Annotated in this window: 16 protein-coding genes; 6 read left to right on the top strand and 10 right to left on the bottom strand. The window is 35.2% G+C overall.

Annotated features, from left to right (window positions below; genetic code table 11):
- Both ZPR_RS10765 and ZPR_RS10760 read right to left on the bottom strand, forming a co-directional pair.
- Nucleotides 1–1,464 carry a magnesium chelatase gene (locus ZPR_RS10765; RefSeq protein ID WP_013071691.1) on the bottom strand — a complete coding sequence of 488 codons (1,464 nt, stop codon included), beginning with the start codon at nt 1,462–1,464 and terminating at the stop codon, nt 1–3.
- A gap of 14 nt (nt 1,465–1,478) precedes the next feature.
- Nucleotides 1,479–2,627: a vWA domain-containing protein gene (locus ZPR_RS10760; protein WP_013071690.1), complete on the bottom strand. Its 1,149-nt coding sequence runs from the start codon at nt 2,625–2,627 to the stop codon at nt 1,479–1,481.
- Between the two features lie 201 nt (nt 2,628–2,828).
- On the opposite strand from ZPR_RS10760, the gene ZPR_RS10755 reads away from it, so the two are divergent.
- A complete protein-coding gene (locus ZPR_RS10755) occupies nt 2,829–3,926 on the top strand; it encodes an endonuclease/exonuclease/phosphatase family protein (RefSeq protein ID WP_013071689.1) in 1,098 nt (365 codons plus the stop codon).
- Here the strand turns inward: ZPR_RS10755 and ZPR_RS10750 are convergent.
- Both ZPR_RS10750 and ZPR_RS10745 read right to left on the bottom strand, forming a co-directional pair.
- Nucleotides 3,910–4,314, bottom strand: coding sequence for a response regulator (locus ZPR_RS10750; RefSeq protein ID WP_013071688.1), 405 nt, complete (start codon nt 4,312–4,314; stop codon nt 3,910–3,912). The two genes, ZPR_RS10755 and ZPR_RS10750, sit on opposite strands and share 17 nt — an antisense overlap.
- 48 nt (nt 4,315–4,362) lie before the next feature.
- Complete coding sequence (locus ZPR_RS10745; protein ID WP_013071687.1) at nt 4,363–6,114, bottom strand: PAS domain S-box protein; 1,752 nt, start codon at nt 6,112–6,114, stop codon at nt 4,363–4,365.
- A 206-nt stretch (nt 6,115–6,320) separates the two neighbouring features.
- Between ZPR_RS10745 and ZPR_RS10740 the strand changes: the two genes are divergently transcribed.
- Entirely contained in the window at nt 6,321–7,052 is a 732-nt protein-coding gene (locus tag ZPR_RS10740; protein WP_013071686.1) for a tyrosine-protein phosphatase, read from the top strand.
- On the opposite strand, the gene ZPR_RS22525 is transcribed toward ZPR_RS10740, so the two are convergent.
- The 6 genes from ZPR_RS22525 to ZPR_RS10710 are packed head-to-tail and all read right to left on the bottom strand — an operon-like array spanning nt 7,049 to nt 13,489.
- Nucleotides 7,049–8,365 carry a polysaccharide biosynthesis protein gene (locus tag ZPR_RS22525; protein WP_013071685.1) on the bottom strand — a complete coding sequence of 439 codons (1,317 nt, stop codon included), beginning with the start codon at nt 8,363–8,365 and terminating at the stop codon, nt 7,049–7,051. The genes ZPR_RS10740 and ZPR_RS22525 overlap by 4 nt on opposite strands.
- Nucleotides 8,358–9,497 (bottom strand): DegT/DnrJ/EryC1/StrS family aminotransferase, encoded by a 1,140-nt coding sequence (locus ZPR_RS10730; protein WP_013071684.1) that lies wholly within the window; start codon nt 9,495–9,497, stop codon nt 8,358–8,360. The genes ZPR_RS22525 and ZPR_RS10730 overlap by 8 nt, the downstream gene beginning before the upstream one ends.
- Nucleotides 9,498–9,524: 27 nt before the next feature.
- Nucleotides 9,525–10,121, bottom strand: a complete 597-nt coding sequence (locus ZPR_RS10725) for a sugar transferase (protein WP_148211713.1) — start codon at nt 10,119–10,121, stop codon at nt 9,525–9,527.
- Between the two features lie 54 nt (nt 10,122–10,175).
- Entirely contained in the window at nt 10,176–11,456 is a 1,281-nt protein-coding gene (locus tag ZPR_RS10720; RefSeq protein ID WP_013071682.1) for a nucleotide sugar dehydrogenase, read from the bottom strand.
- Nucleotides 11,457–12,458, bottom strand: a complete 1,002-nt coding sequence (locus tag ZPR_RS10715; protein ID WP_013071681.1) for an SDR family oxidoreductase — start codon at nt 12,456–12,458, stop codon at nt 11,457–11,459. It lies immediately after the preceding gene.
- An 11-nt stretch (nt 12,459–12,469) separates the two neighbouring features.
- On the bottom strand, nt 12,470–13,489 hold the full coding sequence (locus ZPR_RS10710; RefSeq protein WP_013071680.1) for a LacI family DNA-binding transcriptional regulator: 1,020 nt from the start codon (nt 13,487–13,489) through the stop codon (nt 12,470–12,472).
- 431 nt (nt 13,490–13,920) lie between these two features.
- On the opposite strand from ZPR_RS10710, the gene ZPR_RS23870 reads away from it, so the two are divergent.
- The 4 genes from ZPR_RS23870 to ZPR_RS10695 all read left to right on the top strand — a co-directional run bounded on the left by ZPR_RS23870 (nt 13,921) and on the right by ZPR_RS10695 (nt 16,011).
- A complete protein-coding gene (locus ZPR_RS23870; protein ID WP_013071679.1) occupies nt 13,921–14,055 on the top strand; it encodes a hypothetical protein in 135 nt (44 codons plus the stop codon).
- Between the two features lie 123 nt (nt 14,056–14,178).
- A complete protein-coding gene (locus tag ZPR_RS10705; protein WP_013071678.1) occupies nt 14,179–14,499 on the top strand; it encodes a hypothetical protein in 321 nt (106 codons plus the stop codon).
- 100 nt (nt 14,500–14,599) lie between these two features.
- Nucleotides 14,600–15,100, top strand: a complete 501-nt coding sequence (locus tag ZPR_RS10700; RefSeq protein WP_013071677.1) for a Dps family protein — start codon at nt 14,600–14,602, stop codon at nt 15,098–15,100.
- Between the two features lie 14 nt (nt 15,101–15,114).
- Complete coding sequence (locus ZPR_RS10695) at nt 15,115–16,011, top strand: mechanosensitive ion channel family protein (RefSeq protein ID WP_013071676.1); 897 nt, start codon at nt 15,115–15,117, stop codon at nt 16,009–16,011.
- Nucleotides 16,012–16,027 lie beyond the last annotated feature (16 nt).

Below are 16,027 nucleotides of genomic sequence, written 5' to 3'. Positions count from 1 at the left end.
TTACAATCCGCTAATATAACTTCCATAGAGATCATTAAACTGAATCCCTTTTGTATATCGTTGCTTGCTTAGTTTTTTAAATTCCACTAATCCCCAAAGCAAAAATTCCTTTAGAAAATATGTATCGGTCTTCTCCATTTCTGGCTGATATTTTTTGATCAATTCATTTAACGGGCCTACCTCATCTAGCCTTTTCTTATATTCTTCATCCGTAAGATCATCTGGCAGCTCAAAGCCGGTTTGTTCAAAAAACCATTCTATCAGGTCATCATATGGTGTTTTCTCATCTGGTCGTTGCAATTTTTCTATCTTAGGGAAATAATTAGGGAATAAGGTTTTTACCGCATCTCCAAGTAATTGTGTCGCCACGGCGGCAGCTCCTTCCTGCTCCCCTTCGTAAACCAATTCTACTTTACCGGTTACTGAAGGAATTACGCCCATAAAATCACCGAATCGCAACAATGTTTTATCTTCCCCATTTTTTAAAGTTCTGCGCTCTGCCGTACTCAAAAGATTTTCGTACGCTGTGATACTCATTCTGGCACTAATTCCGCTCTTCTCATCTATAAATTCACTCTCTCGAGCTTCAAAACCAATTTGCTCCAGCAGGTCTTTCGCCAGTTCTGGCACATAAACCATATCGGTTTGTCTGGAATCTAACTTAGCTTCTTGCTGAGTAATGGTCTTGGCGATCTCTATAGTTTCAGGATAGTGTGTTAAAATCTGCGAGCCAATCCTGTCTTTAAGTGGTGTTACAATACTACCGCGATTGGTATAATCTTCAGGGTTTGCAGTAAATACAAATTGCATATCTAAAGGCAGCCTTAACTTAAAGCCGCGAATCTGGATATCGCCCTCCTGAAGAATATTGAACAATGCCACCTGAATTCTGGCCTGTAAATCGGGTAGCTCGTTAATTACAAAAATACTACGATTAGCACGTGGTATCATTCCAAAATGAATCACACGATCATCTGCATAACTCAATTTTAAATTGGCTGCTTTAATCGGATCTACATCGCCAATTAAATCGGCTACCGTAACATCTGGGGTGGCCAACTTTTCAAAAAATCGCTCACTCCTGTGGATCCAGATAATAGGTGTTTGGTCTCCTTTTTCTGCGATGAGTTCTTTGGCATATCGCGAAATAGGGTTTAAAGGATCGTCACTAATTTCTGAACCTTTAACCGCCGGGATGTATTCGTCCAAAAGATTGAGCATTAAACGCGCTAATCTTGTTTTAGCCTGCCCGCGTAATCCTAATAAATTAATGTTATGTTTAGATAATATCGCACGTTCTAACTCGGGAATGACAGTATCGTCGTACCCATGAATTCCGGTGAATGAAGCTTCTTTCTTTTTAATTTTTGCAATTAAATTATCACGAAGCTCATCTTTGATGTTTTTACTTTTATATCCTGAAGATTTGAGTTCTCCCAGGGTTTTTACTTTCTCCATATTCATATCTTCTTTTTCTTTTAGCCTCTAATTCTTTTTTTTCTATTGGTTTCGTAATCTTCAAAAATCATTTCTCCAAGTCCTTGAAGTCCGGTATAAAATGCTTTTCCCTGATTTGCCTGTGTAAATTCCCTTATAAACTGCATTAAATAAGGATCTTGTGCAATCATAAATGTAGTAATAGGGATTTGAAGTTTACGTGCCTGTTGCGCCATGTTATAGCATTTATCAACAATATATGGATCTAACCCCATACTGTTTTTATAATAACTGCCATCGCGTTCTCTAATACAGCTTGGTTTACCATCTGTAATCATAAAAATTTGCTTATTGGTATTTCGCTTTCTACGCAAAATATCCATAGCGAGCTTTAACCCATCCACCGTATTGGTATGATACGGCCCTACTTTTAAATAGGGTAAATCTGCAATAGAAACCGGCCAGGCATCATTTCCAAAAACAATAATATCCAACGTATCTTTTGGGTAACGTGTAGTAATTAATTCGGCCAAAGCCATCGCAACTTTTTTTGCCGGAGTGATACGATCTTCACCATACAGGATCATACTATGACTAAGATCGATCATTAACACGGTACTCATTTGAGATTTGTAATGCGTTTCTTCCACCACCAAATCATCATGCGTCATATTAAAATCACCAATACCATGATTAATCTGGGCATTCCGTAAACTTTCAGTCATCGAGATCCGGTCTAAAGAATCGCCAAACTGATAATCCCTAAAATCGCCGGTATGCTCATCTCCACGCCCAACATGACTGGTACGGTGATTCCCGGAGTTTCCTTTTCTCATCTTTCCGAAAATCTGATCTAATGCCTGTTGCCGTATGGCTCTTTCGGTTTTGGCGGTAATCTTTAAATTTCCCGATCCATCACCATCTTCACCACCATCAGGATCCAATTCTTCTTTAATATACCCCTTCTGTTTCAGGTCTTCAATAAAATCGTCAATGGTATATTCGCTGGTCGTAAGTTGGTATTCTTCGTCCAACTGGCGTAACCAGTCTAGCGCTTCATCTAAATCACCAGAAGTATGGGTGATCAATTCTTTAAAGATTTCGAAGAGCTTTTCAAAAGGGGTGATATTAGGTTCCTCGTACTTCTTAAAAACAAAACCCTTTTCCTTCATTTTATCTTTCTTCTTCATACTTTAAAATTACGCTTTTTTCGATAGAATTAAAATTCAATATTTCATAAGTTTAAAAAATGGATCAATTCATCACCAATCCTGTGAGAAATCAGCTTTATTAAGTTATTCTTTTCTTAAATACTTTTAAAATTTCCTGAATAATCAGAGATTTGAAGTTGAAATTGACCGAAAAATTTCCAACATAAAACGAACATCAGCATGGACACCGCTGAAATTATCATACTTTTCCTAAATTTTATTTTTTTAATTCCGACTTTAGCCTCTATTACCCGGTTTGATCAATGGTGGATTAGAGGATTTGATTTTCCCAGAATACAAATTTCAGTTTGTATTATAATTACGCTGATCTTGTGCTTTATAGTCTATGATTTTTCCAAAACATGGCATTATGTTGGAACAATTTTACTTTTCTTAAGTTTGATTTATCAGTGCGTCAAAATATTCCCATATACCATACTTGCGAAAAAACAGGTTATTAAATATAAAGGAAAAGAAGATAACGCCACTATTTCTATCCTGGTAAGCAATGTTCTTACCCCTAATAAGCATCCAGAAAAATTAGTTGCACTGGTTAAAAAAAGACAACCGGATATCCTTTTAACTTTAGAAACAGATAAACGCTGGGAAAATGTTTTAGAAGAGATTGAAGATGATTATAAATATACTATAAAAGTTCCGCTGGATAATCTTTATGGAATGCACTTATACTCGAAGCTAGAGTTGATAGATGCAGATGTTCATTATCTTGTACAGGAAGACATTCCATCCATTCATGGCTATGTAAAACTTAGAAATGGTACCAAATTAAAGATCCATTGTTTACATCCTATGCCTCCAAGCCCTACTGAAAGTTATACCTCTACCAACCGAGATGCTGAAATTTTAATGCTGGGAAGAGATCTTTCTCCGGAAGACCGTAAGGTTTTGGTGTTTGGCGACCTTAATGATGTAGCGTGGTCCAGAACTACGAAGCTTTTTCAACAAATGAGCGGATTGATGGATCCACGTATAGGAAGAGGATTTTTTAATACTTTCCATACCGGATATCGTTTGTTTCGTTGGCCGTTAGATCATGTTTTTCATTCTAAAGACTTTACCTTAATAGAGATTGCCAGGGAAAAAAGTATTGGTAGCGACCACTTTCCTATGTATATAAAATTAAATTATGATCCCAGAGCTGCGGCGGTGCAGGAAGAGTTAGAATTGGAACGCGAGGACGAATTATGGGCTCATGAAAAAATTGAAGAGGCGCATCCTCTAGAAAAAAGCATAAGAATCCCTAAAAAAATTCGTTAATAGATTTCAGTTGTTTTACAACTTCACAATGTTTTACGGTTACGGGTTTTTCAATATAATCAATTACCCTTTGATAGGTTTCTGCCCTACTTCGATCTTTTTGGTCTATGGATGAGGTGACCATAATTACATGAATCTGATCATACAATACATGTTTTTTAATCTTATCTAAAAATTCCCACCCCGACATTAAAGGCATATTAATATCCAGAAAAATAAGATAAACCTTTTCCTTATTTTCCAGATTTTCTGGCTTATTTAAATATTCTAAAGTTTCAAGAGCACTTTTAAAAATGATTGGTTTAGATGAAATTTTGCATCTAGAAATCATTTTTCGTTGCATCATTAAAACAATATCATCATCATCTACCAATATGACTTCCAACATAATGTAGGTTAATATTAATGTTCTACATAGATTTAGGGCAATATAAATCTATTTATAATATGTTTTTTGTGCTATGTTTCGTATCACAGCATCTAAATCCTCGGCGGAATTTAATATATTTTCTAATAAATCCTTAGTTTCTGGAGTACTATTTTCATTATACTTCAATAAATCAATTAAACCCATGATTTTTGCCAAAGGCGCTCTAACCGTATGGGACTGCTCCCAGGCAATTTCCTCTAGCTTGCGGTTTCTATGTTCGATTTGTTTAATATACTCTTTCTGCTGTGTAATATCTTGTTTAGATCCAATAATTCTTTGTGGTATATCCTGTTTATCATAAAGCACATAACTGCGATCTAAAAAAGTTTTATAGCTTCCATCAGCACATAAAAACCGGTACTCTAAACTAAAAAATCTTTCCTTTGCGCGCAGGGTTTTTTCGACCTTATTTTTGATAAATTTTCGATCGCTCTCATGAACCATCTTATACCACCATTTTGTAAAATCCTGTTTTTCTATTTTCCTGGGATCATAACCACAAACTTTATAAAAGCCTTTAGAAATTTGAACCGAATTATTAAGTACATCAAAATCGGTTATAATATCACTGGTCGCTTCAGAAATAATTTCATACCTGGATAAACTTTCTGACAAACGATTTCTCTGCTCTACCAAATCTGTTACATCCCGGCTATTGATAACTATTCCTTCAATGGGCGTATAATTTATTAAGTTGGATAACTTTGTTTCTAAATAACGCCAGTATCCCATCCCATCTTTCACCCGGTAAAATGGAAGGCCTATTTTGCTATTATCCCCATGTTTTATCGACTTTACTACCGTCTTTAAAAATTGCTGGTCTTCCGGATGTATATCATCAAAGAAGTTTCGTTTTTTTAATTTCTCTGGCTTTAATTTTAAGATATTTTCTACGCTTGGGCTAATATAACTATAATTAAAATCACGATCTAGAATCGCTATCAAATCACTCCCCTCCTGCACTAACGATTTAAAACGCTCTTCACTGTCTTTTAATGCCTGTCTTATTTTAATATTTTCGGTAATGTCTTCAGCAATGGTCAAACGAGCTTCCTTTTGATCATAGTTAATTGGTGAACTATAAAAATTCACCTTGATTTCAGTACCGTCTTTCTTTACATAACAGGCCGTGTCGTGCAAAAAATCATCCGTAAATTGCTTGATCAATAATTTTAATTTTTCTTTTTCTTCCCGCGCCCACAAATCACTGGCTTTCATGTTTAGAAACTCTTGTTCAGAATATCCATAATGATCTATTGCCGCCTTATTTACACTTAAATATTTTAAAGTATAGCGATCAATAACCCACATAGGTAATGGTGAGGAGTGAAATAATGTTTTATAATTATCTTCAGATTTACTTATCTGCTGCTTATATTCTTTACGCTTAATCGCAAAATATATACTTCTTTTTAAGGATGGAGGGTTTATTTCAGAAACATGAATGTAATCCTCGATCCCCAGAGCAAAAGATTCATAAGCATGTTCCCTGATTTTGCTGTTAGATATAATTAGGACCGCAAAATCTTGCTGTTGCACAACAAAATTCAAAATCTCTGTAATATCAGTTTCTAAATAGCTTAGCTGGAGTATTAGTATATCAAAATCACAGTTTTCAAAAAGAATTCGCTTAAGGGAGTTAAGACCACTACACTGGGAAATATAATTGTTTGGATATTGTTTTAAAGCACGTAGAATAGTTTCACTTTCTTCTATAAAACCAAAAAGTAGGATATGTACAGGAAGGGATTTATGCATAATTAAAAATGGAGAGTTAAAACCCTGAGTTCTACGTATAAATTAAAAAAGGGCGTTTTAAATTTAAGGTTTTAAAACCAAACTTAAGAATTAAAATATTTAATTTTAGAAAAATTATTTAGCAAGACTGAATATTTAAGAATAATGACTGATAATTTTTTGCCCTTTTAAGCAAAACATACTACTTTTCAAAAAAAGTAAATTAGATGTTTTCATTCTTCTCAAAGAAGTATTTTTTTGTAGATCTATTAGAAGGGTTTACTGATTTTCATAATCATATCCTACCCGGTATCGATGATGGGGCACCCGATGTGGAGACCAGTCTTCAGCTTATACAAAAATTTGGAGAGTTTGGCGTAACCAACTTTGTGCATAGCCCTCATGTCATGAACGATTATTATCCCAATACTCCAAAGACAATTAATGCTGCACTTGCAGAGTTACAGGCTGTACAACCAGCCCATATTAAAAATTCGGCCGCGGCAGAATATATGATGGATCAATCCCTAATGGATAAACTCTCTGAAGAAAAATTGCTAAAAATTTCAGGCAATTTTAGTCTGGTAGAAATGTCTTTTTTACAACCGCCAATTAACCTTAAAGAAATTATTTTTACCCTTCAAAATAAAGGTCATGTCTTAATATTGGCGCATCCAGAACGTTACGGATTTTTCCATGAGCCCAGCCTAAGAAAATATACCGATCTAAAAAATCGTGGCTGTTATTTTCAGTTAAACATGCTCTCTCTTAGTGAACACTACGGTAGAGGAATCCAGAAAATGGCTTTTAAATTACTGGAAAATCAAATGATTGATTATATAAGTAGTGATACCCACCGGTTGGAACACCTTGAAAAATTACAGAACATCAAACTGAAATCTAAAGAAATGGAAATGTTAAAGCCCGTTGTAGAAAAAAGTAAAGGGCTTTTTGCTTAAACCTTATAATTATCAAAGATACTTTGTTTATCCTGAATCAGCATTTTATCACTAAGTAATAGATGTAACTGCTCAGGAAAATCATCTTTGATTTTAGTGCTATTCACAATCAAAAATGTTTGTTGGTGGATTGGCGTTTCGTCTTTAGCAATTAATTGCTCCCACTCTTTTTCCCCTCCTTTTAAACCGGTGAGCATAATTTTGCCCGATTGATGGTACAAAAACAAATTCGCCAATGTTTTTAACGCCACAGGATATTCATTAAATATCGTAAAAACACTACCCGATTTTCTATTGGCTAATATAAAATCGGTAAGACCAAAAACTTCCTGAAGTGTAAAAAAATAGCGATAAGCTTCGGGCTTAGTCATCATAATCGCATTTTTCCATCGTAATTGCCTTTTCCAAATTGGTAATACCGAACCCGTACTTCCTAAAACATTACCAAACCTAATGGTTTTAAAATCGGTCATGCCGCCAAGATTTGAAAACCAAAAACACAGTTTTTCTGCCCAACGCTTACTCTTTCCCATCACCGATTTAGGCTCCACCGCTTTATCGGTAGATAATAAAATACACTGTTCTACTTTATAGGTTTCCGCTAAATAAAAAATAATATACGTTCCTGCGATATTATTCTTTATCACTTCCTCAAGCTCATTTTCCAGTAACGCAACATGCTTATATGCCGCAGCATGAATCACAATTTCTGGCTTAAATTCCTCAAAAATAGCGGTCATCCTTTCCCGGTTAGTCACATCGGCAAGTAAGCATTGCATTTTTGCATTGGGATACAAAGCCTCCAGTTCTTCTTTTAGATAAAACAAAGCAGTTTCTGCCTGATCTACAATAATGATTTCTGAAAAGGAATCTGAATAATATTTTACCAAAGCAGCACCTATAAATCCTGCACCGCCGGTAATCAGTAATTTTTTATTTTTCTGCTGAAATTTACCCGGTGCTATTCGTTCCGTTTTATATAAATCCTGAAGCTGAAATTCTTTAAAATTGAAATCATTTTTTTTCCAATCCTGAAGCGCAAGAGTAAATACGTCAGCTTTTGCACTTATTATTTTCTCTAAAAAAGCGGCTTTGATCCCAAAATCAGATTTATATTCTTCTTCAATATAAATTACTGAAGATTGATTTTCTAACAGTTCCAGGTTTTCTAATTCTAGAGAGTTGATAGTTTTTTTATCGAAAATAAGAACGTTTGACCTCACCCAATTTTGTCGAAGAAAATCTGAAACTTCTATAAGCTTTGATGCTTCTCCAAATAAGATAAGCTGTTCTTTAAAATTTGGTTTAATCATTTTTTATTGCCGCTAATATTTCGGTTTTAATAAAATTAAGGTCTGCTGAAGTCATCGCCGTTCCCGATGGTAAACATAAGCCATTTTCAAAAATCGTTTCGGCAACAGTATTTCCATAGAAATCAAATTCGGCAAAAACAGGTTGTGTATGTAAAGGTTTCCAAATACGCCGACTTTCGATATTCTTTTTTGCTAATAGCCTCATCAAATCCAGTGCTGATATTTGCAATTTTTCCTTATCCATTTCTACAATACTCAACCAGTGATTACTTTTATATTCTGAAGAGCATTCGTCAAACATCTGAAAACCGTCTATATCATTCAAAAAAGAAGCATAAAATTGTTGAATATCACGTTTCTTTTTGGTTCGCTCTTCCAAAACATCGATTTGCGAAAGTCCAATAGCCGCTAAAACATTGCTCATTCGATAATTATAGCCTATCTCTTTATGCAAATAAAAATCTTCGTTTTCCTTAGACTGTGTGGCCCAAAAAATCGCTTTATTTTTCTGAATATCATCCTGGCAAACTAGTGCTCCCCCTGCCGAAGTAGTAATAATTTTGTTTCCGTTAAAAGAAAATAACGCCAAATCGCCAAAACTACCGCAAGCTCTGTTACTATATCTACTTCCCATAGCCTCAGCTGCATCCTCAATAATTGGAATTTCATATTTCGCAGAAATTCGATGAATTTCATCCACCTTATAAGGCATCCCGTAAATATGCACGGCGATTATTGCTTTAGGTTTCTTTCCTTTCTTAATTTGAGAGGTGATGGCTTCCTCTAAATAAACCGGCGATAAATTATAGGTTTCTTTTTCGCTATCTACAAAAACAGGTGTTGCACCTTCGTACAGAACCGGATTTACCGAAGCGGCAAAACTTAAGCTCTGGCAAATCACCACATCTCCACTACCAATATTCAATAACTTTAAAGCTAAATGTAAAGCTGAAGTTCCTGAATTTAAAGCAACCACATGCCGATTTTGGCCTCCTAAAAATGAAGAAATTTTAGCTTCAAATTCACCAATCTGAGGACCAACGGGAGCAATCCAGTTTTCCTGAAAAACCTGCTGAATTTTTTGTAGTTCGTTACCGCTTATGTGCGGCGGTGAAAGCCAGATTTTCTTCATCAACTAATGAATTTCAGGAAATATAGGTTATTCTGCATTCTTTTTAGGAATTACATGATCAAAATTTACGGCATCATACCCATTAGCGCTGTATATAGTCTTCAGCAAAATTTTAAGATCAAAAACAAAACTCTGATGTTCGATATAATAATTATCCAAACGGAATTTCTGCGGCCATTTTAGCGAATTTCTACCGGTAATTTGTGCCAGCCCGGTAATTCCCGGTAGTACGCGATGCCTATCTCGCTGTAATTTATCCTCGAGATTGATATAATACACCGGTAGCGGCCGTGGACCAATAAAACTCATTTCGAACTTAAGAACATTAAAAAGTTGCGGAATTTCATCTAAACCCGATTTTCTAAGAATTCGGCCAAATCTGGTAACACGCAGTTCTTCCTTTAAAAGTCTTCCTTCAGCATCTTTCTTATCATTCATTGTTTTAAACTTATAAATCCTAAAACTTACGGCATCTTTCCCTACCCGCTCCTGAATAAAAAGGGGATAAAAACCATCGAAAATAAGGATAAGTAAAATGATAAGTACAAAAAACGGTAGAAATAACAATAGTGTAAAAAGCGCAAAAACAAAGTCGAACATACGTTTAACGTACTTGCGGTACATATTGAGATACTTTTTAAAATTAAGTACGGAATCTGACTAAAATCTAACGAAAATTTACAGTTTTTTATCGGCTTTTTCTCCTAAAACACCTTTTACATCATAAACTACCGCATCTTTGCTTTTAAGTTCAGACAAATCCATCTCCAGAAATTCCTGATGTGCCACCGCTAAAATTAAAGCATCAAAAGTGGCGTTTGGCTTTTTATTAAGGGTCTTTATGCCGTATTCGTGCAATACCTCCTCTGGGTTTGCTAAAGGATCATACACTGTTACATGCACCCCGTAATCTTTTAAATTTCGATAAACATCGATTACTCTGGTATTGCGAACGTCCGGGCAATTCTCCTTGAAGGTAAAACCTAAAATAAGAATATTAGATTCTTTAACCTTAAGATCTTTATGAAGCATTAATTTCACCACTTCTGCAGCTACATATTGCCCCATACTATCGTTCATTCGTCTTCCGGCAAGGATAATTTCCGGGTGATAGCCTACCGCCTGCGCTTTTTGGGCTAAATAATAAGGATCTACACCAATACAATGTCCGCCAACAAGACCGGGAGTAAACGGAATGAAATTCCATTTTGTACCGGCAGCTTGCAGTACCGCTTTGGTATCAATATCCAAAATATTAAAGATTTTGGCCAGTTCGTTTACAAAAGCAATATTGATATCACGCTGCGAATTTTCGATTACTTTAGCCGCTTCGGCTACTTTTATTGAGGGTGCCAGATGGGTTCCGGCAGTAATCACCGAGGCGTATACAGCGTTTATGTCTTCAGCAATTTGTTTGGTAGAGCCCGAGGTGACTTTTAAAATTTTGTCTACAGTATGCTTTTTATCGCCAGGATTTATACGCTCTGGGGAATAGCCCACAAAAAAGTCGTTGTTAAAACGAAGTCCGCTAAATTTTTCTAAAACGGGCACACATTCTTCTTCGGTAGCGCCGGGAAAAACAGTGCTTTCATAAACCACTATATCTCCGTGTTTTATGACTTTACCTACGGTTTCACTGCTTTTATATAGTGGTGTAAGATCTGGTTTATTGTTTCTATCTACCGGGGTTGGAACGGTAATAATATAAAAATCACATTGTTCTAAATCTTTAGAATTAGACGTACAGAAGAGACCGGTTTCTTCGGAATTACTTTTCTTTAAAACCGCTTTTAATTCATGATCCGCTACCTCTAAAGTTTTGTCTTTGCCCTGTTGTAATTCCTCTATACGCGAATTGTTAATATCAAATCCAACCACTGTATATTTAGTAGCGAAAAGACGTGCTAAAGGTAAACCTACGTACCCAAGACCTATAACTGCTATTTTCTTTTGTATCATTTACTTTAAATTATTCCAATACCAGGACACGGCTTCAGCTAAACCTGCTTTAACTGAAAATTCCGGCTGATACTCAAGTAATTTCTTAGCTTTTTCGATCGATGCCTGGGAATGGGGCACATCACCCTGGCGTGCAGGACCGTATTTAGCCGAAATATCTAAAATTTCAGGATCAAATTTATATAATTCAGCCTTTAATATTTCAACAAGTTGGTTAAGATCTGTTCTTTCGCCGCAAGCTATATTATAAATTTGATTTACGGCTTCCGGGGTTTCGGTGAGCATGGCCAGTAAATTTGCCTGAATCACATTATCGATATAGGTAAAGTCTCGTGAAAAACTACCATCGCCATTAATAACCGGCGATCGATGATTCATTAGTTTTTTAACAAACTTTGGGATGACCGCTGCATAAGCGCCATCGGGATCCTGATGGCGCCCAAATACATTAAAATAGCGTAAGCCTATGCTATTTAAGCCGTAGGTTTTCTGAAAAACATCGGCGTAAAGTTCATTTACATATTTTGTGATAGCATAAGGAGACAATGGTTTCCCTATATGATCTTCTACTTTAGGCAATGCTGCGGCATCTCCATAAGTTGAAGAGCTCGCAGCATATATAAATCTTTTTACCTGGTTTTCCTTCGCGGCAACCAGCATATTTAAAAAGCCGTTTATATTTACTGCATTTGTAGTTTGCGGATCCTTAATCGAACGTGGTACCGATCCTAATGCAGCCTGATGTAAAATATAATCTACATTTTTACAGGCTCTTAGACAAGCATCAGCATCGCGGATATCGGCTTCGATTAAAGCAAAATTTTGGTGATCCTTAAATAAATTTAAATTTGCTTTTTTCCCGGTAGAAAAATTATCCAGGCAAATCACCCTTGCATTAAGATCAAGAAGGCTTTTACAAAGATTAGAACCAATAAAACCGGCTCCTCCGGTAACAAGTACTGTACTGCCGGTTAGTTTTGCCCGTTTATTTGCATCTATCAAAATATGGATTATTAAAGTTCAGAATCAAACGTAGTCGATTCTAAATTTACCAATTTGGTTTTGATAATCTTTTCTGTTGTTTTATTTAATTCGGCCTCTCCTTTTAATCGTTTTCCAAGAAGCTTCATAGCCCCTTTTCCTATTTTACGAGGATTTTGCTCTATGTAACTGATTGAAGGCGTTAAATAAGAAGTAATTTCTTCGTTTAAAAAGCCAACTACTTTTAAATCTTCCGGAATTCGAATATTATTTTCATACGCATAGCGGTATACTCTCATGGTGCTTTCGGTATCACAGCATAACACCGCTTCTACTTTATCATCAATTAAAATCTCATGAATTTTTTCTTCAAGAAATTCCCTTCTGGTTGAAGCTGCAATATGCTCTTTCATACTAGGCAACAAAGCTTCCTGATATCCCCTAATTCTTTCTTTACCGTTAACCAGGTGAAGAATGGTAGAGACTACTCCAATTTTCTTAATTCCTTTTTTGATGAGCTTAGTGGTCACCTTTTTAAAACTTTCAGCATCATCTACCCCTACTTTATCTACCGGCATATCATAATTAATACGGTCATAAAGTACCACAGGGATATCATAATCGATTAAGTTATAGATATGTTCAAAAGCGCGTTTACGCTGTGTTTCTTCAGCAATAGATAATAAAACACCATCTACAAAACCAGAGGTTAAATGATCTATGATCTGAACTTCACGATCATAGGACTCGTTAGAAATATACGTAATTACCTGCAATCCTTCTTCTTGTGCCCTCGCTTCTATTCCCGATAACACTTTGGCAAAAAAGACATTGGCTATGTTTGGTATAATTACACCAATAGTCCCACTTCTACTACTTTTTAAATTAACGGCCACAGGATTAGGACGATAGTTGTGTAAAGTTGCTAATTCTTTAACTCGCTCTACAGTCTTCTGACTAATTTCCGGGCTGTCGTTTAAGGCTTTAGAAACAGTAGAAACTGAAACATTAAGCAATTTAGAAAGCTCTTTTAAGGTGATTTTATTTTTCATACCTTCAACCTAAAGTTTAAATGTGGTTTTTACGCCAAAGAAAAGCATTTTTGACGTTGCTAAAAAATAAATTCGACGAATATGTAATCGAACAAACCTATTTTCATGTTTACAAAGATAAATTTTACAACTCACAAAGCCTATACCCCTGTCATAACATGGGATATTCCCCATAGACGATCTGGATTTTAAAAATAAATCTTAAAAATAAAGCGGGTCACCCGATTAATACCATCTTTTTATAGAAACACCCCCCTGTTTTATTGTTTTTTATAAAAATGAATTCAAAAAAGCCGGGGATCTGATTATTAAAGATGAAAAAAATTAGGTGCACTCTGCATATCAATTCCTTAGGTGGATTGTTTAAGGTCATGATTCCAAATATTAATTACTCTATATTCTTTTTATAATAGCTATTATCTATATTTTTTATGAAGTTTTTTAGTTCCTACTGGTTTTATATTATCGCTGCAATAATCACCATTATCGGACTGGTAACAGGCTGGTATTTTTTCTTTTTACTGGTGTTGCCTATAGGTCTTTTTAGCAGCAAAAAAGATCGTTAAAAACCCAAATATTAAGGAATAGCCAAAGGGAGTTAAACTTATACTAAACCACTCAAATCACTTGGATTTAAGGCCATCTCAACGTAATTTAACATTTGAAACCAATTGAAAAATTATAACAGAATGAAAGATTACGGAACCCTATCCCAGGCAATAAATAAATTAAAATTAGAAGAAGGTTATGAACATGATTTTAATTTATTGGACGAGCACCTGGAAATAAAATCGGAAAACGAAAAATATGGTATTCATGAATTTGATGTAGATAAAGTACTACGTTTTGAAGGGATGAGCAATCCTGATGATAACGCTATCCTATATGCCATTACTACAGAAAATGGAAAAAAAGGAACCTTAGTTGATGGATATGGAGTTTCCAGTGGGCAGGTCTCTGAAGAGATGAGCAAGAAACTTGATATGAAACAAAACAGACCTATAGAATAGGTTGATTATGGTATAGCGTTAAACTTCTATTAAACGCTGTATTACACTATTTAAGTATTGTATTTTTGTATTGAAAATAAAAAAACTATAAATAAATACTATGAATTATTTAGGATTAGACAAGGAAAAGATAGCTTTAACTGTAGATGAGTTAAACATTTTACTGGCTGATTATCATTTATACTATCAAAAGTTAAGAAACTTTCACTGGAATGTAATCGGCAAAAATTTCTTCGATTTACATGAAAAATTTGAAGAAATGTACGATGATGCTAAACTGAAAGTAGATGAGATTGCAGAGCGTGTGTTAACTTTACGTTTTCAACCTACAAGTAATTTTAGTGAGTATTTAAAAATGTCGAATTTAGAAGAATCCATTTCTGAACTTACCGACTACGAAATGATTGAGCAACTTATAAAAGATCATGGAGTTATCTTATCACAAATGCGAAAAGTAATAAAAGCGGCTGATGCTGCCGGTGACGAGGGGACCATAGATTTGGTAGGTGCTTACATCAGGGAACTTGAAAAAACCAGCTGGATGTTGGATGCATGGAAAATGAAAACTACCGAAACGCATAAAGCTATTCCTGCTAAATAATCTATTTTACATACATGGCAAAAAGCTTTGATATTGAAAAATCATTAGAGTCCCTGGTTGATAAACTAAGTGGATGGCTTAATAGCCTTATCGTGAACCTGCCAAATATTATTTTGGCAGTTCTCGTTTTTATACTTTTCATATTTACCGCAAAATGGATTGGAAAGTTTGTAAACCGACTTTTAATCAGAAAAGTTAAGCAAGACTCTATCCGGGAAATTACTATTAAGGTCCTGAAAGCGATTATTATCCTAACTGGTTTTTTTGTCGCATTAGGGCTTCTTAATCTCAATAAGTTACTTACTTCCATACTTGCGGGAGCGGGAGTGATTGGACTGGCGGTTGGTTTAGCATTGCAGGGACCACTAAACAATAGTTTTTCTGGCGTTATTTTAAGTTTTTTACCCGAATTACAAATAGGAGATTGGGTAGAAACAAACGGTTATGCCGGTACCGTAGTTGAAATTAACTTAAGAAGTATAAAAGTTAGACAGTCTGATAACAACTTTGTGGTGATCCCAAATTCAAAAATTGTAAATGATGCTTTTAAAAATTACAGCAGGACGGAACGTTCTCGGATTTTTGTAAACTGTGGTGTACACTATAGTTCAGATCTGGAAATGGTGAAAAAGTTAACCACAGATACGATTGCAGAATTATTCCCACAGAACGGTGAAGAAGAAGTGGAATTTCTTTATAATGAATTTGCCGACAGCTCGATTAATTTCACGGTACGATTCTGGACCGATGCCAGGAAAAATTTCGACATTCTTGCAGCACAAAGCAGGGCTATTATCGCTATTAAAAAAGCTTTTGATAACAATGATATTAATATACCTTTCCCAATAAGAACTATTGATTTTTCGAATAATTTAAGTTTAGATCAAAGCAAAGAAACTGATAAGGATTAAAATTATTTCTATAAAC

This window comes from Zunongwangia profunda SM-A87, from assembly GCF_000023465.1.
Classification (GTDB): Bacteria; Bacteroidota; Bacteroidia; order Flavobacteriales; family Flavobacteriaceae; genus Zunongwangia; species Zunongwangia profunda.
The sequence above is the reverse complement of the archived record's forward strand: the minus strand, read 5'-3'. Positions and strand labels throughout refer to the sequence as shown.

Bases quoted from the DNA above. Each gene is read 5' to 3' on its own strand.
- ZPR_RS10720 (WP_013071682.1), bottom strand. From the start codon at position 11,456: ATGATACAAAAGAAAATAGCAGTTATAGGTCTTGGGTACGTAGGTTTA.
- ZPR_RS10700 (WP_013071677.1), top strand. From the start codon at position 14,600: ATGAATTATTTAGGATTAGACAAGGAAAAGATAGCTTTAACTGTAGAT.
- ZPR_RS22525 (WP_013071685.1), bottom strand. From the start codon at position 8,365: ATGATTAAACCAAATTTTAAAGAACAGCTTATCTTATTTGGAGAAGCA.
- ZPR_RS10705 (WP_013071678.1), top strand. From the start codon at position 14,179: ATGAAAGATTACGGAACCCTATCCCAGGCAATAAATAAATTAAAATTA.
- ZPR_RS10755 (WP_013071689.1), top strand. From the start codon at position 2,829: ATGGACACCGCTGAAATTATCATACTTTTCCTAAATTTTATTTTTTTA.
- ZPR_RS10750 (WP_013071688.1), bottom strand. From the start codon at position 4,314: ATGTTGGAAGTCATATTGGTAGATGATGATGATATTGTTTTAATGATG.
- ZPR_RS10695 (WP_013071676.1), top strand. From the start codon at position 15,115: ATGGCAAAAAGCTTTGATATTGAAAAATCATTAGAGTCCCTGGTTGAT.
- ZPR_RS10740 (WP_013071686.1), top strand. From the start codon at position 6,321: ATGTTTTCATTCTTCTCAAAGAAGTATTTTTTTGTAGATCTATTAGAA.
- ZPR_RS10730 (WP_013071684.1), bottom strand. From the start codon at position 9,497: ATGAAGAAAATCTGGCTTTCACCGCCGCACATAAGCGGTAACGAACTA.
- ZPR_RS23870 (WP_013071679.1), top strand. From the start codon at position 13,921: ATGAAGTTTTTTAGTTCCTACTGGTTTTATATTATCGCTGCAATAATC.
- ZPR_RS10710 (WP_013071680.1), bottom strand. From the start codon at position 13,489: ATGAAAAATAAAATCACCTTAAAAGAGCTTTCTAAATTGCTTAATGTT.
- ZPR_RS10765 (WP_013071691.1), bottom strand. From the start codon at position 1,464: ATGAATATGGAGAAAGTAAAAACCCTGGGAGAACTCAAATCTTCAGGA.
- ZPR_RS10725 (WP_148211713.1), bottom strand. From the start codon at position 10,121: ATGTACCGCAAGTACGTTAAACGTATGTTCGACTTTGTTTTTGCGCTT.
- ZPR_RS10760 (WP_013071690.1), bottom strand. From the start codon at position 2,627: ATGAAGAAGAAAGATAAAATGAAGGAAAAGGGTTTTGTTTTTAAGAAG.
- ZPR_RS10745 (WP_013071687.1), bottom strand. From the start codon at position 6,114: ATGCATAAATCCCTTCCTGTACATATCCTACTTTTTGGTTTTATAGAA.